Genomic DNA, 20,184 nt, shown 5'->3' with positions numbered 1-20,184 from the left:
CGCCATGGACGACCGCTGCGGGTCGGCCGTGGCGGCGATGCGCGCCGGGCGGCCAGGGCAGCGACAAGGCGTCAGCCGCGCCCGGTGCCGGCCGTGCCCACCGGTTCCGGATCGGCCGGCCGCTCGTGCGTCACCGCCTCCTCGCGGACCGGTGACGGCTCGACCCGCAGCAGGCGGGCGGCCCAGGCGGGCAGCCACCAGTTCCACTTGCCCATCATCGCGACCGTGGCCGGCACCAGGAGCCCGCGGATGAGCGTGGCGTCGATCAGGATGCCCAGCGCGATGCCGGAGGCGAAGATCGACACGTCCAGCTCCCCGCCGGAGGCCATCGAGGCGAAGGAGCAGAACAGGATCAGCGCGGCACAGGTGACCAGCCTGCCGGTGCGTCCGACGCCGTTGACCACGGCGGTCCGGGTGGATCCGGTGCGGTCGTACTCCTCCCGGATCCGGGACAGGATGAACACCTCGTAGTCCATCGACAGCCCGTACAGGAAGGCGAAGATGGTCACCGGTACGAAGGTGCCGATGGAACCGTCCGGCTGGATGCCCAGCACGGCCTCGGTGCCCCAGCCCCACTGCCACAGGACGACCATCGCGCCGAGCACCGCCCCGAGCGACAGCAGGTTGAGCAGGATCGCCTTCAGCGGCAGGAGCAGGGACCGGAACGCCCGTGCCAGCATCACGAAGGTGACGAGCGACAGCACGGCCAGCATCCAGGGGAAGGCGGTGTAGGTGACGTCCACGTAGTCGATCTGCTGGGTGACGTTGCCGCCGACCAGGGTGCCGTCCGGCACCGCGTCGACCACCCGGGCGATGGTCTCCTCTCCGGCGGGCGAGCCGCCCTCGTCGCTCGGCAGCACGGTGACGACCGCGGAACCGTCCCGGCGCCACTGCCCGTCCTGCGGCGCGGCCACCGCGTAGACCCCGTCCGTGGCGCGGAGCGTGTCCGCCACGCCTGCCGGGTCGGTGCCCTCGGGGACGTACACGTCGAAGGACGTGAGGGTGCCCGAGGGCACGTCGCTGTCCGTCAGCGCGGTGAGTCCCGCCCGGCCCGCGCCGGAGTCGGAGAGGTGGTCGGTGGTCGGCACCGACAGGTTGAGGCCGAACGCCGTGAAGGACAGGGCCAGCAGGACCGCACCGCTCGCCGCGGCGGTCAGCCACCTGAAACGCACCACGTTCTTGGCGACCCCGGTCCAGAACCGCCCGGCGGACGCCTCCCGCTTCAGGGCCTCGCGGTCCGCCCGCCCCGCCTGCCTGCGGCGCTGCAGGCGCTTGCCCGAGGAGCTGAGCAGCAGCGGCAGCAGCGTCAGCGAGACCAGGGCGCTCGCCGCGGTGACCATCATTCCGCCGACGCCGAGGCTGCGGATCAGCGGAATCGGCAGCAGCACCATGGTGACCAGGCCGATGGCGACCGCGCCCGCCGAGAAGACGATGGCGTGTCCGGAGGTGGCCATGGCGCGGCGCACCGCGTCGTCACCGTGGTGGCCCTTCGCCTCCTCCTCCCGCCAGCGGGTGACCAGGATCAGCGCGTAGTCGATGGCGATGCCGACCCCGAAGAGCGGCAGCATGATGACGGTCGTCTCGTGCACGGAGATGAACGGGCTCACCGCGAGCAGTCCCACGAACGAGACGGGCACCGCGACCAGCGCGGTCAGCAGCGGCACGAACGCCAGCGCGGAACGGAAGACGTACAACAGCACGGTGATCGCCGCGCCGATGGTGACCAGCAGCTTCACCGGGACGTTGAGGCCGCCCTGGTCGGCGCCGGTCGCCAGCGTGTCGAGCCCGGTGACATGAACCTCGGAGCCCGGCGGCAGTTCGTCGCGCATGGCGTCGACGATCAGCGGGCCGAGCTCGGGCGCCTCGCCGAGCGCGCTGCCCGGCAGCCCGCCCTGTTCCACGGGTCCGCCGAAGACCAGGCCGAAGGTCGTCCGGCCGCCGTCGCCGAGGAACGCCTCGTCGGAGGTGTTGGCGTACGACGCGACGCGGGCGTCCAGCTTCTCGGCGGCCTCGTCGAACGCGCGGCCGAGCGCCGCCTTCGCCTCCGGGTCCTCGGCCCGTTGCCCCTCCGGCAGGGTCACCACGGGAACGAAGGGCCGTTCGTAGCCGCCGTTGCCGTAGGTCTTCATGATCTGCTGGTTGGCCTCGTACCCGGGCAGTCCGGGGTAGGCGTTGCGCTCGTCCATGTTCGGGAGCAAGAGGCCGATGGCCGCGCCCCCGGCGAGCAGCATCAGGATGACGAGCATCCGCACAAGTCGCTTCCGTCCAAGGACGAAGTCGCAGATTTTCTCCATGCGACCAGGCCATCAGAAAGTTCTTCGACGGCTCATAGACCGTTCTTAGAGATCTCTGTCAATGCGGCGACACCCCCGCGGACGGGAACCCGGCCGGGTGACACTGGCGCTGTGAACCTGACGACGCTGCGTGTCCTGGTTGTTGACGACGAGAGCTATCTGGCGGACCTCATTGCCACCGCGCTGCGCTACGAGGGGTACGACACCGCGGTGGCGGGCACCGGGAGTGCCGCCGCCGAGCTGGTCGAGGCGTTCCGGCCGCACCTCATCGTGATGGACGTCATGCTGCCGGACGGCTCCGGTATCGACGCCTGCCGCCGGCTGCGGCAGGCCGGGTTCGAGGCACCCGTGGTGTTTCTGACGGCCCGTGACTCCACCGAGGACAAGATCGCCGGGCTGACGGTGGGGGGCGACGACTACGTCACCAAACCCTTCAGCCTGGAGGAGCTGATCGCCCGTATCCGCGCGGTGCTGCGCAGGACCGCGCACCCGCAGGAGCGCACCAGGCTGACCTTCGCGGATCTGGAGATCGACGACGAGGCGCACGAGGTCCGCCGGCACGGGGTGCGGGTGGACCTGACGCCGACGGAGTTCAAGCTGCTGCGCTATCTGGCGGCGCACGCGGGCCGAGTCCTGACGAAGCGTCAGATCCTGGACCACGTCTGGGAGTACGACTTCGGCGGCAGCGACGCCGTGGTGCAGACGTACGTCTCCTACCTCCGCCGGAAGATCGACGTCTTCGAGCCGGCGCTCATCCAGACCGTCCCCAGGGTCGGCTACGTGCTGCGCCTGCAGGACGCCGACGCCCGGCGCCGGGAGACCGGGCGGCAGGACCGCGGGGCCGGCCGATGACCCTGCGCACCCGGCTGGTCCTGGTGCTCTCCGGACTCCTGGCCCTCGGCATGGCCCTCTCCGTCGGTGCCACCTTCGGCGCCCTGCAGGACTGGCGTCACGACCAGAACGACGAGGTGCTCGCCGCCGTGTCCGGGCAACTGCGCGCGGACCTGACCGCGCCGGGCAGCGACGGGCGGCTCACGCTGCCGCACGACGCGGACCAGCTGACCGGAGTCTGGCGGGCATCCGTCGAGCAGGGCGACCTCCCGTCCTTCTTCCAGACCCGCACCCGGGACGGTCAGGTGCGCGAGACCTCCGACTTCGGCGTCCGCCCGGACCTGCCGCGCACCCTGCCCTCCGCACTGTGGCCCGAGCGGGCCACCGCCGACGGCACCCCCGAGGGCTCCTTCCACACGGTGCCGGGCGCCGACGGCGGCGACTGGCTGCTGCACTCCTCGCCCCTGCCCGACGGCATCCTGCTCGTGGGCATGCGGACGACGGTGGCCGACGAGCTCATGCACCGCACCGGCGTGGTCGCGGCGACCTCGGCCGCGGCCGCCCTGCTGGCGGTGACCCTGCTGTCGTGGCGGGCCGTACGCCGTGGACTGCGCCCCCTGGAGTCGATCGCCACCACCGCCGCGGCCATCGGCGACGGCGACCTGGCCCGCCGGATCCCGGCCGCCGGGCCGCGCACCGAGGTCGGCAGGCTGGGCCTCGCGCTGAACGCCATGCTCGGCCAGATCGAGTCCGCGTTCGACGAGCGCCGCCGGGCGGAGGAGCGGCTGCGCCGCTTCGTCGCCGACGCCTCGCACGAACTGCGCACACCGGTCGCCACGATCCGCGGCTACGCGGAGCTGTTCCGGCGGGGCGCCGCGCACCGGCCGGACGACCTCGCCCAGGCGATGGCCCGCATCGAGTCGGAGGCCCGCCGCATGGGCTCCCTGGTCGAGGAGCTGCTCCTCCTCGCCCGGCTGGACCAGGGACTTCCGCTGGCCCTGGCGCGGGTCGACCTCGGCGCCCTGGCCGGGGAGGCCGTCGACGACGCCAGGATGCTCGCCCCGGACCGTCAACTCCTGCTGGAGACCGCCTCGGCCGACGGCCCGGTGGTGGTCCGGGGCGACGCGGACCGGCTGCGGCAGGTCCTGGCGAACCTGCTCTCCAACGTCCGCCAGCACACCCCGGACGGAACCGAGGCCTGGGTACGCGTCGGCGCCCGGGACGGACAGGCCCTGATCGAGGTGGCGGACAGCGGACCGGGGCTCGACGAGGAGCAGGCCCAGCACGTCTTCGAGCGCTTCTTCCGCGTCGACCCCTCCCGCAGCCGCGCCCAGGTGCCGGGCGACAGCCCGAAGGAGGGCTCCGGGCTCGGGCTGGCCATCGTCGCGGCGGTCGCCCAGGCCCACGGCGGCAGCGCCGAGGTCGACGCGACCCCCGGTGAGGGCGCGGTCTTCCGGGTCCGGCTGCCGCTCGACCACCCATGACCGGGCCCCCGGCTCCCCGGCCGGTCCCCGGCGCATCCGCGCGGTGCACCGGCATCGCCGTACCGACAAGCGCGGTGCACCGGCATCGCCGTACCGAGAAGAGAGCGAGACGGTGAAGACGGACACGTTACGACGGCGGCTGCGGGCCCTGCGCGGGCCACGCGGGCGGTGGACCGCGGCTGCCGCGGCCCTCACCCTCGTCGCCCTCACACTGACCTGGACGGCGACGGCGGACGACCCGACGCGGGTACACCGGGAGGACCGCTTCCTGACCGGTGCGGACGGCGTCCGCCTCGACACCTCGTACTACACCTCGCCCGGCGGCGGGAGGCGGCCGGGCGTGATCCTCGCGCACGGCTTCGGCGGGACCAAGGACAGCGAACGCGACCAGGCGCGGTTGCTCGCCCGCGCCGGGTACGCCGTCCTCACCTACTCGGCGCGTGGCTTCGGCGCCTCGGGCGGCCGGATCGGACTCAACGCGGCCGACGGCGAGGTCGCGGACGTCGGCAGGCTGCTCGACTGGCTCGCCCGGCGACCCGAGGTCCGCACGGACCGTGCGGGAGATCCGGTCGTCGGCATGGCCGGAGGGTCGTACGGCGGCGCCGTGTCGCTGCTGGCCGCGGCCCAGGACCGCAGGATCGACGCCATCGTTCCGTCGGTCACCTACTGGGACCTGCACCAAGCCCTTTTCCCCGGAGGGGTGTTCAAGAAGCTGTGGTCCGGGATCCTCTTCGGCCAGGGGCTGACCGATCCCCGTGATCCCGCGTGCGGACGCTTCACCGCCGAGGTGTGCTCCGCCTTCCAGCGTTCGGCCGTCACCGGCCGGGCCGACGCACGGACCCGGGAACTGCTGAGGGAGGTCAGCCCGGCGGCGTTCGCGCGGCGGATCTCCGTACCCGCGCTGGTGGTCCAGGGCCAGACCGACTCGCTGTTCCCCCTGGACCAGGGCGACGCCATCGCGCGGGCCGTCGCGGGGAACGGCACGCCCGTCGCCGTCGACTGGATCCTCGGCGGCCACGACGGCGGGGAGGACGAGACCGGCCGCGTGCACCGGCGCACGGTCGGCTGGTTCGACACCCACCTCAAGAAGGCGGGCGGCGCCGGCGCCGGGCCCGCGTTCCGGGTCAGCCGCAAGGGCGGAACCGACACCGCCACCGGGACCGCCACGCTCGACGGAGCGACGGCCGCCCGCTACCCCGGGCTCGGCGGGACGGCACGCAGGACCGTGGCCCTGCGGGGCCCCGAGCAGACCCTGGTCAACCCGGCGGGCGGCACCCCGCCGAGCGTGACCGCTCTTCCCGGACTCGGTTCGCTGTCCTCCCTCGCGAGTGCCGCCGGCATGGGCCCGGCATGGGAGTCCCGTGGCGCGAGCGCGGCCTTCACCAGCGCCCCGCTGGACGCCCCGCTGCAGGTCACCGGCGCGCCGACCGTGGAACTCACGGTCCGCGCGGACCGCGACGCGGTGCTCTTCGCCAAGCTCTACGACGTCGGCCCGGACGGCGGTCAGATCCTGCCCCGCGAACTGGTCGGCCCGGTCACGGCGACGGACGGCGGGACGACACGGGTCTCCCTGCCCGCCGTCGACCACCGCTTCGAGACCGGCCATCGGCTGCGGGTCGTGGTGTCCAGCACGGACCTGGGCTTCGCCTCACCGGCCGAACCCGCCACCTACCGCATCCGGGCGGACCACCTCACGGTGCCCACCTCCGCCGCGCTCACCGTCACCGAGTCCGCCGGTGTGCCCTGGTGGACCTGGGCCCTGCCGGTCGGGGCGGTGGCGGCGGCCGCCGTACTGCTGCTGACCGCCCGGCGCCCGGCCCGCCGCACGGCGCCCGCGCCCGATCAGGCACCCGCCGGCGTGCCGCTGCGGATCACGGGGCTGACCAAGAAGTACGCCGGCGGCGGCGACCGCTACGCGGTGCACGATCTGTCGTTCACCGTCGAGCGAGGGCAGGTCCTGGGCCTGCTCGGCCCCAACGGCGCCGGCAAGACCACCACCCTGCGGATGCTGATGGGCCTCATCCGGCAGGACTCCGGCTCCATAAGGATCTTCGGGCAGGAGGTGCGGCCCGGGGCACCGGCCCTGTCCAGGCTGGGATCCTTCGTCGAGGGCCCCGGCTTCCTGCCGCACCTCACCGGCCGCCAGAACATCGACCTGTACTGGCGGGCCACCGGTCGTCCCGAGGCCGACGCCCACCGCGAGCCGGCGCTGGAGATCGCCGGTCTGGGCGCCGCGCTGGACCGCCCGGTCCGCACCTACTCGCAGGGCATGCGGCAGCGCCTCGCCCTCGCGCAGGCCATGCTCGGGCTGCCGGACCTGCTCGTTCTCGACGAGCCGACCAACGGACTCGACCCGGCGCAGATCCGTGAGATGCGGGACGTCCTGACCCGTTACGCGGCCACCGGCCGCAGCGTCATCGTCTCCAGCCATCTGCTCGCCGAGGTCGAGCAGTGCTGCACCCATCTGGTGGTGATGGACCGGGGCCGCCTGGTCGCGTCCGGGCCCGTCGCCGAGATCACCGGGGACGACGGGCTGCTGCTGGTCGGCACCGCGGATCCAGCGAGCGAGGCGCTGGCGCGGAAGGTCGCCGCGCTGCCCGGCGTCGCCTCCGCGACCCCCGTCGAAGAGGGCCTCCTGGTCCGCCTCGGCTCGGTCACCGCACCGCAACTGGTCGTGGAACTCGTACGGATGGACGTGGCGGTGGAGCGGATCGGACCGCATCGCCGCCTTGAGGACGCCTTCCTGACCCTGATCGGAGGACAGTGATGGCCCGGGGGATCCGACAGACCGCCGAGGGCGGCACGCCGGTGGCCGCCACCGGCTACCGTCCCGGCGGAGCCCTGCCGCTGCGCGTGGAGGCGCTCCGCCAGTTCCGGCGCCGCCGGACCCTGGTGACGTTCGGCACCGTGACCGCGCTGCCGCTGGTGCTGCTGACGGCGTTCGCCATCGGGGGGTCGCCCACGGACGGCGACGGCGGCGCCCCCGCGCTGGTGGCCATCGCCACGGCCTCCGGTCCGAACTTCGCGGCGTTCGTCCTCTTCGTCTCCAGCAGCTTCCTGCTGCCCGTGACGGTCGCCCTGTTCTGCGGTGACACCGTGGCGTCGGAAGCGGGCTGGGCCTCGCTGCGCTACCTGCTGGCGGCCCCCGTGCCCAGGGCCCGGCTCCTGTGGAGCAAGCTGGTGGTCGCCCTGGGATACAGCGCCGTGACGGTCCTGCTGCTGCCCGCCGTCGCGCTGGGGGCCGGCAGCGCCGCCTACGGCTGGGGCGACGTCCAGTTGCCGGGCGGCGGCACCATGCCGGCCTCCCAGGTCCTGTGGCGGATGGTGCTCGTCGCGGCCTATGTGTACGGCAGCCTGCTGGTGGTCGGAGCGGCCGGGTTCTATCTCTCGACGGTGACCGACGCCCCGCTCGGCGCGGTCGGCGGCGCGGTCGGGCTGTGGATCGTCTCGACCATCCTGGACGCGGTCACGGCCCTCGGCAGGGCCCGTGACTTCCTGCCGACGCACTGGCAGTACGCATGGCTCGACACGCTGCAACCGCGCATCGCCTGGGCCGCGATGGCGCAGGGACTCGCCCTGTCCACGGCGTGCGCGGTGCTCCTTGTCGCCCTGGCCTTCCGGCGCTTCCAGACGAAGGACGTCATCTCCTGAGGCCGGTGGATACGGCTGCGGGCCGTGAGGCTTAGCGCCTCACGGCCCGCGATGACCGTGCCTTGTGTCCGGGCCGGCCCAGGTCAGACCGCTCGCCGGCCGCTCTCCGGCAGGCCCAGGACCGCGGCGGAGTTGAAGCCGCCCTCGCCCCTGGCCACCACCAGCGCGGTGCGCAGACCGGCGTTCTCCCGTGCGGTGGTGACCAGGTCCAGGTCGTCGCCGGGGCCCGCCGTCAGATGCACCGACGGCGGGACGGTGTCGTGCGCCAGGGCGAGTGCCGCCCACGACAGGTCCAGGGCGGCACCCCCCGAACACAGCCTGCCGGTGGCCGTCTTGGGCACCGCCACCGGCACCCCCCGCCTGCCGAAGACCTCCACCAGGGCATCCGCCTCCCGCCGGTCGAGCATCGGATCGCCGGCGCCGTCGGCGAAGACCACGTCGATCCCCTCCGGTGCCAGCCCGGACCGCTCGACCGCCTCGCGGATCGCCCGCGCCAGCTGACGGTGGTCCGGTGCTGGTTCGGTCGGATGGTGCGCGTCGTGCGTCGACGCCGTACCGAGCACCTCGGCGTACGCGGCCGGCGCGCCCCTGCGGGCGGCCCACTCGGCGTCCTCCACCACGACCATGGCGCCGCCCTCGCCCGGCACATGCCCGGGGCTGTCCGGCGCGAACGGCCGGTAGGCCGAGGCCGGTTCCGTCTCCCGGCTGAGCGTCGCCCGGCCCGCCTGGCAGGCCATGGCATACGGCGACAGCGGTGCCTCGGTCCCACCGACCAGGACCGCTCCCGTACCCCGCGTGATCAGCCGCCGCGCCTGGGCCAGGGCGTCCAGCCCGCCCGCGGCGTCCGCGACGAGCACCCCGCAGGCGCCCTTGAGCTGGTCGCGGATGGAGAGCTGACCGCTGCTCGCCGCGTAGAACCAGCCGATCGACTGGTACGCCGTGACCGTGTCCGGCCCCTGGCTCCAGAGGTTGTGGATCTCCCGCTGGCCGAAGGCATTCCCGCCGGAGGCGCTGGCCGTCACCACGGACAGGTCGAAGGGGTCGTGCCGGTGCGGATCCAGGTCCGCGTCCTCGAAGGCCAGCCGGCCGGCGGCCAGGGCCATCCAGGTCCACCGGTCGGTCTGCACCCGCAGCTTGCGCTCGACGTGCTCGCTCTCGTCGAAACCGGTGACCCGGCCCGCCAGGCGCGAGGGCAGCTTCGAGGTGTCGAACTCCTCGATGGGACCGATCCGGCAGACCCGCTCCAGGGTGCGCTTCCAGTGCTCGGTGACGCCGACACCGGTGGGCGCGACCACACCGATCCCGGTGATGACGCTGCGCCGTACGCTCATGCCGCACCGTCCTTCACGTTCTTGGAGAACACCATCGCGGACTGGAAACCGCCGAAGCCGCTGCCCACCGACAGCGCGTGGTCGACGCGCGTCTCGCGTGCGGTCAACGGCGTGTAGTCCAGGTCGCATTCGGGGTCGGGGGTGGTGAGGTTGGCCGTGGGCGGTACCACGCCCCGGTCGATGGCCAGCGCGCACGCCGCCATCTCGATCGAGCCGATGGCCCCGAGCGAGTGGCCGATCACCGACTTGATGGAGCTGATCGGCACCCGCCGGACGGCGTCGCCGAGGGCGTACCGGTAGGCGGCCGTCTCGTGCCGGTCGTTCTGCTTGGTGCCGGAGCCGTGCGCGCTGATGTACCCGAGGTCCTCGCAGTTCAGCCGTGCCTGGGCCATGACGTCCCTGACCGCTTCGCCCAGCTCGACCCCGTCCGGGCGCAGCCCCGTCATATGGAATCCGTTGGCCCGTGCCGCGTAGCCGGCGACCTCGCAGTAGATCCGCGCCCCGCGGGCCCTGGCGTGCTCGTACTCCTCCACGATCAGCACCGCGCACCCCTCGCCGAGCACGAAGCCCTTGCGGTCCGCGTCGAAGGGTCTCGACGCGAGTTCGGGCGTGTCGTTCATCGGGCTGGTGGCCCGGATGGCGTCGAAGCAGGCCACGGTGATCGGCGTGATCGGGGCGTCGGAGGCGCCGGCGATCATCACATCGGCCTCGCCGTCCTCGATCAGCCTCAGAGCGTGCCCGACGGCATCGATGCCGGAGGTGCATCCGGTGGACACCACCGTCGCCGGCCCGCGTGCTCCGAACCGCACGGCGAGCTCGGTCGCGGCGCTGGACGGCACCAGGGCCTGGTAGAGGAAGGGCATGGCGTGCCGCGGATCGACCTCCCACTCCCGGCCGTGGTCGCTGACGACGACGTACTCCTCCTCCAGGGTGATCGAGGCGCCGACGGCCGACCCGAGGCAGACCCCCACCCGTTCCGTGTCCGCAACCCCGAGGTCGAGCCCGCTGTCCTCGACCGCCTCCGCGGCCGAGGCGAGCGCGAACTGCGCGAACCGGTCGGTGCGGCGGATCTCCCTCGGCGTGAGCCCGCGTTCGGCCGGGTCGAAATCGCACTCGGCGGCGATCCGCGACCGGAACGGGCTCGGGTCGAAGGAGGTGATCGTCCGGATCGCCGACTTGCCGCTGACGACCCGGTCCCAGAACTCCTCCCGTCCCACTCCGCCGGGTGCGATCACCCCGATGCCGGTGACGACGGCCCTGCGGCGCCGCTCGCCGGCCCTCACGTGGCGCCCGGACCGGTCAGGGCCGCGGAGCGGTCGCCGTCCGCGGCGGGAGCCGTCTCCCCGGGGTACGGCTCGGTGTCCACGTGCCCGAGGTGCGGCTCGGGAGCGAGCGGCCCGATCTGGAAGACCACCAGGGCCTGCTCGTCGCCCGTGTTGGTCAGCCGGTGCCGGACGTTGCGCGGGATGTGCAGTGCCTGTTCCGCCCCGACCGCCACCGGCTCGCCGTCCAGGTCGACACGGAGTGCGCCGCGGGCGACGAACAGGTACTCCTCCGAGTACGGGTGGTAGTGCTCCGAGACGCCCTCGCCGGGCTCCAGCCGGACCGCTCCGCAAAAGCCCGCGGACGTCCCCGCGTTCGGGGGCGCCAGCAGGGTGCGCAGATCGCCGCCGCGCCGGGTGTTGGACGGCACGTCGTCCATCCCCACCACACAGCGGCGGGCGTGCTCCACACGCTGCTTGATCAGTTGCATCTGCACCGCCGAGTTGCGGTTGATGCGCTCGGTCATCGCCGCCGTGTCCACCGGGGCCTCGGGCCGCATGTGGAAGTCCTGCACCCAGCGCATCCTGGTGGTGTCCGGACCAAGTTCCTCGTAGGTCCAGGTGATGTTCATGAACTCGAACGGTCCGGTCTCCACCCGGCGCGCCCTGACCACCCGTGCGTCCTTGTCCCAGTGGCGCTCGGACACCCAGGACCACACCCGGTCCTGCTCGTCCGGGTGCATGGTCAGCCGGAAGGTGGCCGAGGTGGGCGTCTCGTCCAGGATGTCGATGCTCGCGTACTCGGAGAACAGCTCCGGCCAGCGGCGCAGGTCGTTCGTCCGGTCCCAGACGAAGCCGAACGGGGCTTCTATGTCGATGAAGTTGTCGGTGTGCCCGAACATGGCGTACGTGTCTCCCGTCCTCAAGCGGCGGCGGAAAGCCGGGCGCTGACCATCCGCTCGACGTCCGCGGGCGTGCTCTCGGGGGTGATCTCCTCCTCGATGTCGATGCCGTACCGGCTCTTGATCCGGCTGGCCAGCTCGACACGGGCCAGCGAGTCCAGGTCGAGCGCCTCGAAGGTCTTGTCGAACGCGGCCTCACCCAGGTCCGGGTCGAGACCGACCGAGGTGAGCATGTCGGTCAGCTGACTGTGTACGGTGCCCGTGGCACTCATGTCTCTTCTCCTTCACCGGCCGTACCGGCCGACGATGCGGTGGAAGCGGTCGAAGGTGTCGTCCTCGCCGGTGCCGTCGGGACGGCGGACGTGGTCGACGCGTGAATGTGGAAGCGCAGCGAGCGGGCTTCCGTGAAGCAGTCGCGCATGGGCTTCACCAGATCGCGGTGCTCCTGGGACTGCTCCCAGGTCTCGAAGTCGGTGAGATCACGCCACTCGCTGGTGATCAGCCACTGCTCCGGATCGGTGGCCGACCGGCACACCTGGTCCTCGACATGGCCGGGGACTCCCGCGGCGACCTCGAACCGGATCTTCTCGTAGGCGTCCAGGAACTCCTGTCGCCGTGCCTCGGGTACGCGGATCAGGAAGACCACCCGGGCCCGCGGCGGGCTCACCGGGCCGGCCTTGCGGCACCCGGCGGCGGACCGCCCGCCAGCGCGGAGCTGAAGCCGAACTTGCCGACGACCGGCATGACGCTGCCGTACATCCCGTCGGACTCGGCGCCGGTGAGGAACCGGACGGCACGGCCGACCAGTTCGGCCTCCACCGTGAGCCCGGGGTCGACGTGCGGCATCTCCTTGCGCATCTCGGGGGTCTCCACGAGGGTCAGCGAGATCAGGTTGGCGTGGATCCCGCGGTTCTTGACCTCGTGGGCCAGCGAGCGCACCCAGGCGGTCAGGGCGGCCTTGCTCGCGGCGTAGGAGGACATCGCGGCGAGCGGTTCATCGGCCAGCGGGGTGCCGAAGTAGACCAGTCGGCCGCCCTCCCGCAGATGGGGGAGGACCGCCTGCGTGGCGACCACCGCCGACAGGAAGTTGGACTTCATCAGGTCCTCGTACGAGGTGACGTCGGTGAGCATGACCGGTCCCACCGCGAAGCCGCCCACGAGATGCACCAGGCCGTCCAGGTGGCCGAACTCGCGCACCGCCTCGGCCGCCGCGTACTGGGCGCCGTCCGGCTCCGCGGTGTCGGCGGACAGGGTCCTGACCGTTCCGCGGCCACCGAAGGCGGCGGCCAGCTCGGCGAGTCGGCCACCGTCGCGGCCGGTCAGCAGGAGCCGGTCACCGCGGTCCGCGAGGCACCGCACCGTGGCCTCGCCCAGCCGGCCGGTCGCGCCGGTGACCAGGAGGGTCCGCGGGGCGGCGCTCACGCCTCCTGCTCCTCGAAGACGGCGACCCGGGTGGTGACGTGCTCCATCATCGCCTTCTGGAAGAAGGCCCTCGCTCCGGCGGGTGAACTCATGTCGCGCGGCTCGACCAGGTACTCGTCCAGCTTGCGCTCCAGCTCCTGGATGGCGGGCTGCCTGGCCAGGTGCGCCATCACCCGGGGGAGGCTCCCGTCGATCTCCATCATGCGGACGACCAAGCCGTCCTTCATGAAGATCGAGGTGCCGAGCAGTCGCGTCCCGTCGGGCGTGACCCACTCGGGCGGGGAGTAGGTGGCGAGCAGGTCCTTGACGATCGCCTCGGTGCCCGGTTTGACCCGGAAGCTGATGGCGTAACGTTCCATCGGATTTCTCTCCTCACGAGATGACAGGGAGACCGGACGGTCCGACGGCCGGCTCAACCGGCCTCCGCCAGACTGCCGTTCGGGTCGCGTCCGGGTCTTCCGGCGGCCGGGCGAGATTCGGCCTCCCCACGACGGAGGAGCACTCCCCCTCCGGCACCGGTCCTCTCCTCCGCGCGGCGGGCACCTCCTCCCGGCGGCCGTCGCCCGGTTCGTCCCCGCGCGGGAAGACGGCGGCCGAGGCGTCGCCCTAGCGTCCTTGGACAGTGCGGCGCGGCGACGGCACGGCCTTCCCCCAGCCGTCCTTCTCTCTCCGCCGCGCCGTACTGCTTGCGCGTGACCACTCCTGCCGCAGCCCTGCTCACGGACGTCCGCACGGCTGCGTCCACTGCCGAACCCACCAGAGGAGATGCGATGGCCGACCACCGCGACGAGGTCATCGTCCTGGGCGGCGGAATCGCCGGGCTCACCACCGTGCTGGCCCTGCGGTCCGCGGGCATCCCGGCGAAGGCGTACGAACGATCACCGGCGCTGCGCTCCGCGGCCTCGGGCAACGGCCTGGTCGTCTGGCACAACGCGGTACTCGCGCTGCGCGCCGTCGGCCTGGACAAACACCTGGACACCATCGGGGAGGAGCTGCGCCGGTACCGGTTCCGGTCCCGGCGCAGTGGCGCTCTCGCCGACTGGTCCATCGAGAACGGCACCCGCCGCCACGGCGCGCCCGCCTACACGGTGAGCCGGCCCGCCCTGCACGGCCTGCTCAGCGACCTGGCCGGCGACGACCTGGTGCTCGGCGCGCGGTGCACGGACTTCACCGAGGAGCCCGACGGGGTGACGTTGCGGTTCGAGGACGGCCGCACGGTCCGCGGCCCGCTGCTCATCGGGGCCGACGGGCTGCGTTCGACGGTGCGCAAGGCCCTGATGCCGTACGAACCACCGCCCCGTTACGCGGGCATGACGGCATGTCAGGGAATCGTCCGACTGCCGTCGGAGCAGGTTCCGCCCGGGGTGTTCGTCAACACCTTCGGAGAGGGCAGCTGGTTCGTCTACTACCGCCTCGACGACGAGTGCGTCTACTGGGACGGCGTCCTCAACGACCGTATCGGCCGCCGCCTCGGCCACACGGCCGCCTCCCTCGGCCTCGGCGTCCGCGAGGCACTGCTGCGGGAGTTCGGGCACTGGCCCCACCCCATACCCGCGTTGATCGAGGCCACCGCGGAACCGGAGATCCTCCCCGTGGACATCTTCGACCGCGACCCGGTACCGCGGTGGAGCACGCACCGGGTCACGCTGGTCGGAGACGCCGCACAGCCGATGACCTTCAACCTCGGCCAGGGCGCCAACCAGGCGATGGAGGGTGCGGTCGTCCTCGCCCAGTGCCTGTCCGCCGCCCTCGCGGACGGCCCGTCCGCCGCGTCCGCCGACGCCGTGTCCGCCGCTCTCGCCGCGTACGAGCGGCGGCGCAGCGACCGTGTGGCGCGCGTCGCCCGCCGCTCCCGCGCCAACGGAGTGCTCAGCCGCTGGCAGAACCCGGTCGTGTGCCTGCTTCGCGACGCCTTCATGAAGGTGGCCTTCGACCGGCTGGTGTACCGCAAGACCTACCAACTCACCATGGACACCGACCTCGACAGGGACATCCACTCATGACCACCGAAGCCCGCCCCACCAGCGGAGTCAGCCGGACCGCCGTCATCGTCGCGCAGGCCCGGGCGACCGAGGACGCCCGGCCCGACCGGCTGTTCACCGACCCCTACGCCCAGTCCTTCGTCGACGCCGTCGGATGGATCCAGGTCGCCGAGGCGGGCCGCCTCAACCAGGGCCACTTCGTCCTGCGCACCCGCTTCTTCGACGACTGGTTCCAGGCCGCCGCACAGGCCGGCTGCCGCCAGGCGGTCCTGGTGGCGGCCGGCCTGGACACCCGGGCCTTCCGGCTCCGGTGGCCGGCCGGGTTCCGGCTCTTCGAGATCGACCTGCCCGGGCTGCTGGCCTTCAAGGAGGCGGTACTGGGGGTGCGCGAGGCCGTACCGTCCTGCGAGCGCAGGACCGTACGAGCCGACCTGCGCGAGGACTGGCCGGCCGCCCTGCTCGCCGCCGGCTTCGACCCCGGGCAGCCGACCGCCTGGCTGGTCGAGGGCCTGATGATGTACCTCGACCCGGCGGACAACGACCGTCTCCTCGACCGCATCGGCATGCTCTCCGCCCCGGGCAGCAGGCTGGCGGTCGAGCACATCAACCAGGCGTACACCGAACTGCCGCAGATGAAGGCCGTGCACGAGCGGCTGCGCAGGGTCGGGGCCGCGTGGCGTTCCACGGTCGAGGACCCGTGCGCATGGCTCGGCGCGCACGGCTGGACGGCGACGGTCGTGCCGCAGACCGAACTCGCCGCCCGTCACGGCCGGCCCGTGCCGGAGCTGACCGACCCGGAGCGTGTCGGCAGCGCCCGGATGTGGTTGGCCGAGGCGGTCAGAAGCGCGCCGGCGGATTCCGCCGCCCCCGGCCGCGCGTGAGCGGCAGCGCCCTCCCCACTCGTCCCGATTCCTTTGGAGCATCATGGCCAGCCGTCTGTTCACCTCGGAGTCCGTGACCGAGGGACATCCGGACAAGATCGCCGATCAGATCAGTGACAGCGTCGTGGACGCCCTGCTCGCCCAGGATCCCTCCGCACGGGTCGCGGTGGAGACCCTGATCACCACGGGCCAGGTCCATGTGGCCGGTGAGGTGTCGACGCGCGCTCGGGTCGACATCGCGGCCCTCGCCCGGAAGAAGATCCTGGAGATCGGATACGACCATTCGGCGAAGGGCTTCGACGGCGCTTCGTGCGGCGTGTCCGTGTCCATCGGGTCCCAGTCCCCGGACATCGCCCGGGGCGTCGACAACGCCTACGAGACACGGACGGCCGGGAACGACGAGCCGGCGCAGCAGGGGGCCGGGGACCAGGGGCTGATGTTCGGGTACGCCACCGACGAGACCCCGGAACTCATGCCCCTGCCGGTCAGCCTCGCCCACCGGCTGGCCCGCCGGCTGGCCGAGGTCCGCCGCAGCGGAGTCGTGCCGGGTCTGCGTCCCGACGGAAAGACCCAGGTCACCATCGAGTACCGGGGGAGCCGTCCGTTCCGTCTCGACACCGTGGTGGTCTCCTCGCAGCACGCCGCCGATGTCGAGCTCGACACGCTCTCTCCCGACATCCGCGTGCACGTGGTGGAGCACGTTCTGTCCCTGCTGGCCCAGGAGGGCATCAAGCTGGAGGCGGAGGACTACCGCCTCCTGGTGAACCCCACCGGGAGGTTCGAGATCGGCGGCCCCATGGGAGACGCCGGACTGACGGGCCGGAAGATCATCATCGACACCTACGGGGGCATGGCCCGCCACGGCGGCGGTGCCTTCTCCGGCAAGGACCCGTCCAAGGTCGACCGCTCGGCCGCGTACGCGATGCGCTGGGTGGCCAAGAACGTCGTCGCCGCCGGCCTCGCCCGCCGCTGCGAGATCCAGGTCGCCTACGCGATCGGCAAGGCCGAGCCGGTCGGCCTCTTCGTCGAGACCTTCGGTACCGCCGTCGTCGGGCAGGAGGTGATCGAGAAGGCCATCCGCGACACCTTCGACCTGCGGCCGGCCGCGATCATCCGTGATCTGGACCTCCTGCGGCCCATCTACGCCGAGACCGCCGCCTACGGCCACTTCGGGCGCGAACTCCCGGACTTCACCTGGGAACGGACCGACCGGATCGGCGCGCTGCACGCCGCGACAGGACGGTGACATGCGCATCGCCGTCACCGGATCCATCGCCTCCGACCACCTGATGGTCTTTCCCGGACGCATCCCGGACCTGCTCATCCCCGACCGGCTGCACGCGCTGTCGCTGTCGTTCCTCGTGGACAGTCTCCAGGTGCGCCGCGGCGGGGTCGCCGCCAACATCGCCTTCGCCCTCGGCCTGCTCGGTCTGGACCCCCTGCTGGTCGGCTCGGTGGGCGACGACTTCGCCGACTACGACGTCTGGCTGAGGAGCAACGGCGTCGACACCTCCGCGGTGCGCGTGTCGGACCGGCAGCGCACGGCCCGCCTCGTCCGCATGACCGACCAGGACGCCAACCAGATCGCCTCCTTCTATCCCGGCGCGATGTCGGAAGCACGGCAGATCGACCTCCGGCGGATCCTGACGGCGCGAGAGGGGATCGGTTGCGTGGTCGTCGCTCCCGACGACCCGGACGCCATGCGGCTGCACACCGAGCAGTGCCGGGAACTGGGCCTTCCCTTCGCCGCGGACCCCTCGCAGCAACTCGCCCGGCTCACGGGCGCCGAGGTGCGCGCACTCGTGGACGGCGCTCGATGGCTGTTCACCAACGAGGACGAGGCCGCCCTCCTCCTCGAACGCACAGGGTGGTGCGACAAGGAGGTGCTCGCCCGGGTCGGTGCCTGGGTCACCACCCTCGGGGCGGACGGGGTCCGCATCGACACCGCCGACGGGCACGGCATCACGGTTCCCGCCGTGCCCAAGGTGGAGGTGGTGGATCCCACCGGCGTGGGAGACGCCTTTCGCGCCGGGTTCCTCGCGGCCTGCGGCTGGGGCCGTTCCCCGGTCACCGCCGCCCGGCTGGGCTGCGTCCTCGCGGCCACGGTGCTGGGCAGCGTCGGGTCGCAGGAGTACGAGCTGTCGGCACGGCCCCTGCTCACCACCCTGTCCTGCGCCTACGGCCAGCGGGCGGCGCAAGGGCTCGCGCGGGACCTGCGCCACGTGGGACGTCCCCCGATGAGCGAACGCAGGTCGGCGTGACGGGGCAGTCGGGTGCGCCGGCCGACACAAACGGCCGGGCGCCTGCCGTTCCGAGACGGCGACGCGCGTGCGCGCCCGCGTGGCACAGGCGCGTGCCCGCGATCGGTCACGCCCCGAAGAACTCCGCCAGCACCGGCCCGAGGACGTCCGGCTCCACCATGTGGGTCTGCCCCTCCAGGCTGCGGTACGTCCCCTCGGGCACGCCGTCCGCGATCGTCCGGTTCGCCTCCCGCATCCAGGAGGGGCTCGCGCCGCCCGCGACGGCCAGCACCGGCACGCTGATCGAGGCCAGCCGTGACCGGGGCACCAGGCCGTCGCCCATCACGGCGTCGTCGTACGCCAGGCTCGGCGCGATCGCCTCCATACCGGCCCACAGGGGGGACTGGCGGGCGCCTTGGATGGTCTGCTCGGCCATGCCCGTGAGCCGCAGGAACAGTTCGACGGCGTCCCCCAGCCTGCCCTGCGCGAGCGCGTCGGTCAGGTTCGCCCTGTACTCGGCGTACAGGGCGGCGCCGTCTTCCAGGAAGTCTCCGAACGGCACCTCGTACACCGCCACCTGACGCACCGGCAGCCCGCTAGCCGCCGCCTCCAGCGCCAGGGCGCCGCCCGACGAGACGCCGCACAGCGCCGCCTCGCCGCCCACCGCCTCGATCAGCGCGGCGAGGTCCTCGACCTCCCGCTGCACCGCGTACGGCGCCGTGTCACCGCTCTCGCCTCGCCCTCGCCGGTCGTAGGCGACGACGCGGAAGTGCCGCGACAAAGGCACGGCCAGGGGCGCCACGGTGCCCCCGGTGGACATCGCGCCGCTGACGAGGATCACCGCGGGACCCGCGCCGGTGCTCTCGTAGGCGAGGGAGGTGCCGTCGGCCGAAATGGTCTTCTTGTCCATGTCTGTGCAGATTGCCGTACGGCACGGAACTAATCGCCTACGACACTTCGACTTCGTAGAAGCAGAGGTGGTCCTTGATCGCGGCGACGTCCGGCTTCGGGTCCGGGTACGCCCAGACGAGGTCGGCCGCGTCCGGCAGCGACCAGTAGGAGGCCGTTCCCTTGAACGGGCAGTAGGTGTGGGTGTCGGAGGGGATGAGCAGGTCGAGCCGTACGTCCTCGGGCGGGATGTAGTACCGCACGGGGCAGCCCGTCTCCCGCAGGACGAGCGGTCGGTCGGTCTGCGCGAGGACCTGGCCGCCGTGGACGACCCGTACGCTCCGCGTGCCCCGCTCGACCGTGATCGTGTGTCCGTGAGTCATGTCCGGGAAGCGTTCACGGGCCGCCGGTTCTTCCCGCGTACGGTGGCTGCATGCGAATCTGCGTCTTCCTCTCCGCCGCCGACCTCGACGACCGTTACACGCGTCCCGCGCGCGAGTTCGCGGAACTGCTGGGCAAGGGCGGCCACACGCTCGTGTGGGGCGGCTCCGACGTCGGACTGATGAAGGTCGTCGCGGACGGGGTGCAGGAGGCGGGCGGCCGGCTCGCGGGGGTCTCCGTCGAGTTCCTGGCCTCCAAGGTCCGCCCCGGCGTCGACGAGATGGTGATCGCCAAGGACCTCGCCGAGCGCAAGAAGCTGCTGCTGGAGAAGGCCGACGCGGTGGTGATCATGGTCGGTGGCACGGGCACGCTCGACGAGGCGACCGAGATCCTGGAGCTGAAGAAGCACGGCCGCGCGGACAAGCCCGTCGTCCTGCTGAACACCGCCGGCTTCTACGACGGCCTGAAGGAGCAGTTCCGCCGCATGGAGGACGAGGGCTTCCTGCCCCGCCCACTGGCGGACCTGGTGTTCTTCGCGGAGGAACCGGTGGACGCGCTCGCGTACCTGGAGGCTGTGACCTCGGCGGCCACCGCCGCGGGGCCAGGGAGCGGAGTGGGCCCGCACTGATGCGAGC

Annotated in this window: 19 protein-coding genes; 9 read left to right on the top strand and 10 right to left on the bottom strand. The window is 72.4% G+C overall.

Going from position 1 to position 20,184, the window contains the following annotated elements:
• Window positions 1–71: 71 nt before the first annotated feature.
• Window positions 72–2,294: an MMPL family transporter gene (locus ACWCPI_RS23685; protein ID WP_451039974.1), complete on the bottom strand. Its 2,223-nt coding sequence runs from the start codon at window positions 2,292–2,294 to the stop codon at window positions 72–74.
• A gap of 111 nt (window positions 2,295–2,405) precedes the next feature.
• Between ACWCPI_RS23685 and ACWCPI_RS23680 the strand changes: the two genes are divergently transcribed.
• From ACWCPI_RS23680 to ACWCPI_RS23665, 4 genes are all read left to right on the top strand, one after another.
• Window positions 2,406–3,146 carry a response regulator transcription factor gene (locus ACWCPI_RS23680; RefSeq protein ID WP_451039973.1) on the top strand — a complete coding sequence of 247 codons (741 nt, stop codon included), beginning with the start codon at window positions 2,406–2,408 and terminating at the stop codon, window positions 3,144–3,146.
• Window positions 3,143–4,609, top strand: a complete 1,467-nt coding sequence (locus ACWCPI_RS23675) for a HAMP domain-containing sensor histidine kinase (RefSeq protein ID WP_451039972.1) — start codon at window positions 3,143–3,145, stop codon at window positions 4,607–4,609. The genes ACWCPI_RS23680 and ACWCPI_RS23675 overlap by 4 nt, the downstream gene beginning before the upstream one ends.
• Before the next feature lie 112 nt (window positions 4,610–4,721).
• Window positions 4,722–7,376 (top strand): alpha/beta fold hydrolase, encoded by a 2,655-nt coding sequence (locus ACWCPI_RS23670; protein ID WP_451039971.1) that lies wholly within the window; start codon window positions 4,722–4,724, stop codon window positions 7,374–7,376.
• Window positions 7,376–8,260: an ABC transporter permease gene (locus tag ACWCPI_RS23665; RefSeq protein WP_451039970.1), complete on the top strand. Its 885-nt coding sequence runs from the start codon at window positions 7,376–7,378 to the stop codon at window positions 8,258–8,260. Before ACWCPI_RS23670 ends, ACWCPI_RS23665 begins: the two co-directional genes overlap by 1 nt.
• 83 nt (window positions 8,261–8,343) lie before the next feature.
• On the opposite strand, the gene ACWCPI_RS23660 is transcribed toward ACWCPI_RS23665, so the two are convergent.
• From ACWCPI_RS23660 to ACWCPI_RS23630, 7 genes are read right to left on the bottom strand one after another with little or no spacing between them, the layout of a single operon-like run.
• Window positions 8,344–9,591, bottom strand: coding sequence for a beta-ketoacyl synthase N-terminal-like domain-containing protein (locus ACWCPI_RS23660; RefSeq protein ID WP_451039969.1), 1,248 nt, complete (start codon window positions 9,589–9,591; stop codon window positions 8,344–8,346).
• Window positions 9,588–10,874: a beta-ketoacyl-[acyl-carrier-protein] synthase family protein gene (locus ACWCPI_RS23655; protein WP_451039968.1), complete on the bottom strand. Its 1,287-nt coding sequence runs from the start codon at window positions 10,872–10,874 to the stop codon at window positions 9,588–9,590. Before ACWCPI_RS23655 ends, ACWCPI_RS23660 begins: the two co-directional genes overlap by 4 nt.
• Window positions 10,871–11,755 (bottom strand): cupin domain-containing protein, encoded by an 885-nt coding sequence (locus ACWCPI_RS23650; protein ID WP_451039967.1) that lies wholly within the window; start codon window positions 11,753–11,755, stop codon window positions 10,871–10,873. Before ACWCPI_RS23650 ends, ACWCPI_RS23655 begins: the two co-directional genes overlap by 4 nt.
• Before the next feature lie 20 nt (window positions 11,756–11,775).
• Entirely contained in the window at window positions 11,776–12,027 is a 252-nt protein-coding gene (locus ACWCPI_RS23645) for a phosphopantetheine-binding protein (protein ID WP_451039966.1), read from the bottom strand.
• Entirely contained in the window at window positions 12,024–12,422 is a 399-nt protein-coding gene (locus tag ACWCPI_RS23640) for an antibiotic biosynthesis monooxygenase family protein (protein ID WP_451039965.1), read from the bottom strand. The genes ACWCPI_RS23645 and ACWCPI_RS23640 overlap by 4 nt, the downstream gene beginning before the upstream one ends.
• The gene (locus ACWCPI_RS23635; protein WP_451039964.1) at window positions 12,419–13,177 is read right to left on the bottom strand and encodes an SDR family oxidoreductase; all 759 of its coding nucleotides are present in this window, start codon (window positions 13,175–13,177) and stop codon (window positions 12,419–12,421) included. Before ACWCPI_RS23635 ends, ACWCPI_RS23640 begins: the two co-directional genes overlap by 4 nt.
• Window positions 13,174–13,536: a SchA/CurD-like domain-containing protein gene (locus tag ACWCPI_RS23630; protein WP_388801166.1), complete on the bottom strand. Its 363-nt coding sequence runs from the start codon at window positions 13,534–13,536 to the stop codon at window positions 13,174–13,176. Before ACWCPI_RS23630 ends, ACWCPI_RS23635 begins: the two co-directional genes overlap by 4 nt.
• Before the next feature lie 411 nt (window positions 13,537–13,947).
• Between ACWCPI_RS23630 and ACWCPI_RS23625 the strand changes: the two genes are divergently transcribed.
• From ACWCPI_RS23625 to ACWCPI_RS23610, 4 genes are read left to right on the top strand one after another with little or no spacing between them, the layout of a single operon-like run.
• Window positions 13,948–15,180: an FAD-dependent oxidoreductase gene (locus ACWCPI_RS23625; protein WP_451039963.1), complete on the top strand. Its 1,233-nt coding sequence runs from the start codon at window positions 13,948–13,950 to the stop codon at window positions 15,178–15,180.
• Window positions 15,177–16,040, top strand: coding sequence for an SAM-dependent methyltransferase (locus ACWCPI_RS23620; RefSeq protein WP_451039962.1), 864 nt, complete (start codon window positions 15,177–15,179; stop codon window positions 16,038–16,040). The genes ACWCPI_RS23625 and ACWCPI_RS23620 overlap by 4 nt, the downstream gene beginning before the upstream one ends.
• Before the next feature lie 43 nt (window positions 16,041–16,083).
• On the top strand, window positions 16,084–17,286 hold the full coding sequence (gene metK, locus ACWCPI_RS23615; protein ID WP_451039961.1) for a methionine adenosyltransferase: 1,203 nt from the start codon (window positions 16,084–16,086) through the stop codon (window positions 17,284–17,286).
• Window position 17,287: 1 nt separating this feature from the next.
• Window positions 17,288–18,301 (top strand): carbohydrate kinase family protein, encoded by a 1,014-nt coding sequence (locus ACWCPI_RS23610; RefSeq protein WP_451039960.1) that lies wholly within the window; start codon window positions 17,288–17,290, stop codon window positions 18,299–18,301.
• Window positions 18,302–18,407: 106 nt separating this feature from the next.
• On the opposite strand, the gene ACWCPI_RS23605 is transcribed toward ACWCPI_RS23610, so the two are convergent.
• Together ACWCPI_RS23605 and ACWCPI_RS23600 are read right to left on the bottom strand one after the other, a co-directional pair.
• Window positions 18,408–19,190, bottom strand: coding sequence for an alpha/beta fold hydrolase (locus tag ACWCPI_RS23605; protein ID WP_451039959.1), 783 nt, complete (start codon window positions 19,188–19,190; stop codon window positions 18,408–18,410).
• 37 nt (window positions 19,191–19,227) lie between these two features.
• The gene (locus tag ACWCPI_RS23600; protein ID WP_451039958.1) at window positions 19,228–19,551 is read right to left on the bottom strand and encodes a DUF427 domain-containing protein; all 324 of its coding nucleotides are present in this window, start codon (window positions 19,549–19,551) and stop codon (window positions 19,228–19,230) included.
• A 50-nt stretch (window positions 19,552–19,601) separates the two neighbouring features.
• Here ACWCPI_RS23600 and ACWCPI_RS23595 point away from each other — a divergent pair, with 50 nt between their 5' ends.
• Window positions 19,602–20,177 (top strand): LOG family protein, encoded by a 576-nt coding sequence (locus ACWCPI_RS23595; RefSeq protein ID WP_451039957.1) that lies wholly within the window; start codon window positions 19,602–19,604, stop codon window positions 20,175–20,177.
• Window positions 20,178–20,184: the final 7 nt, after the last annotated feature.

The organism is Streptomyces sp. NPDC001920, assembly GCF_053594495.1.
Note: the sequence above shows the minus strand (reverse complement) of the source record. Positions and strands in the feature narration are given on the sequence as shown.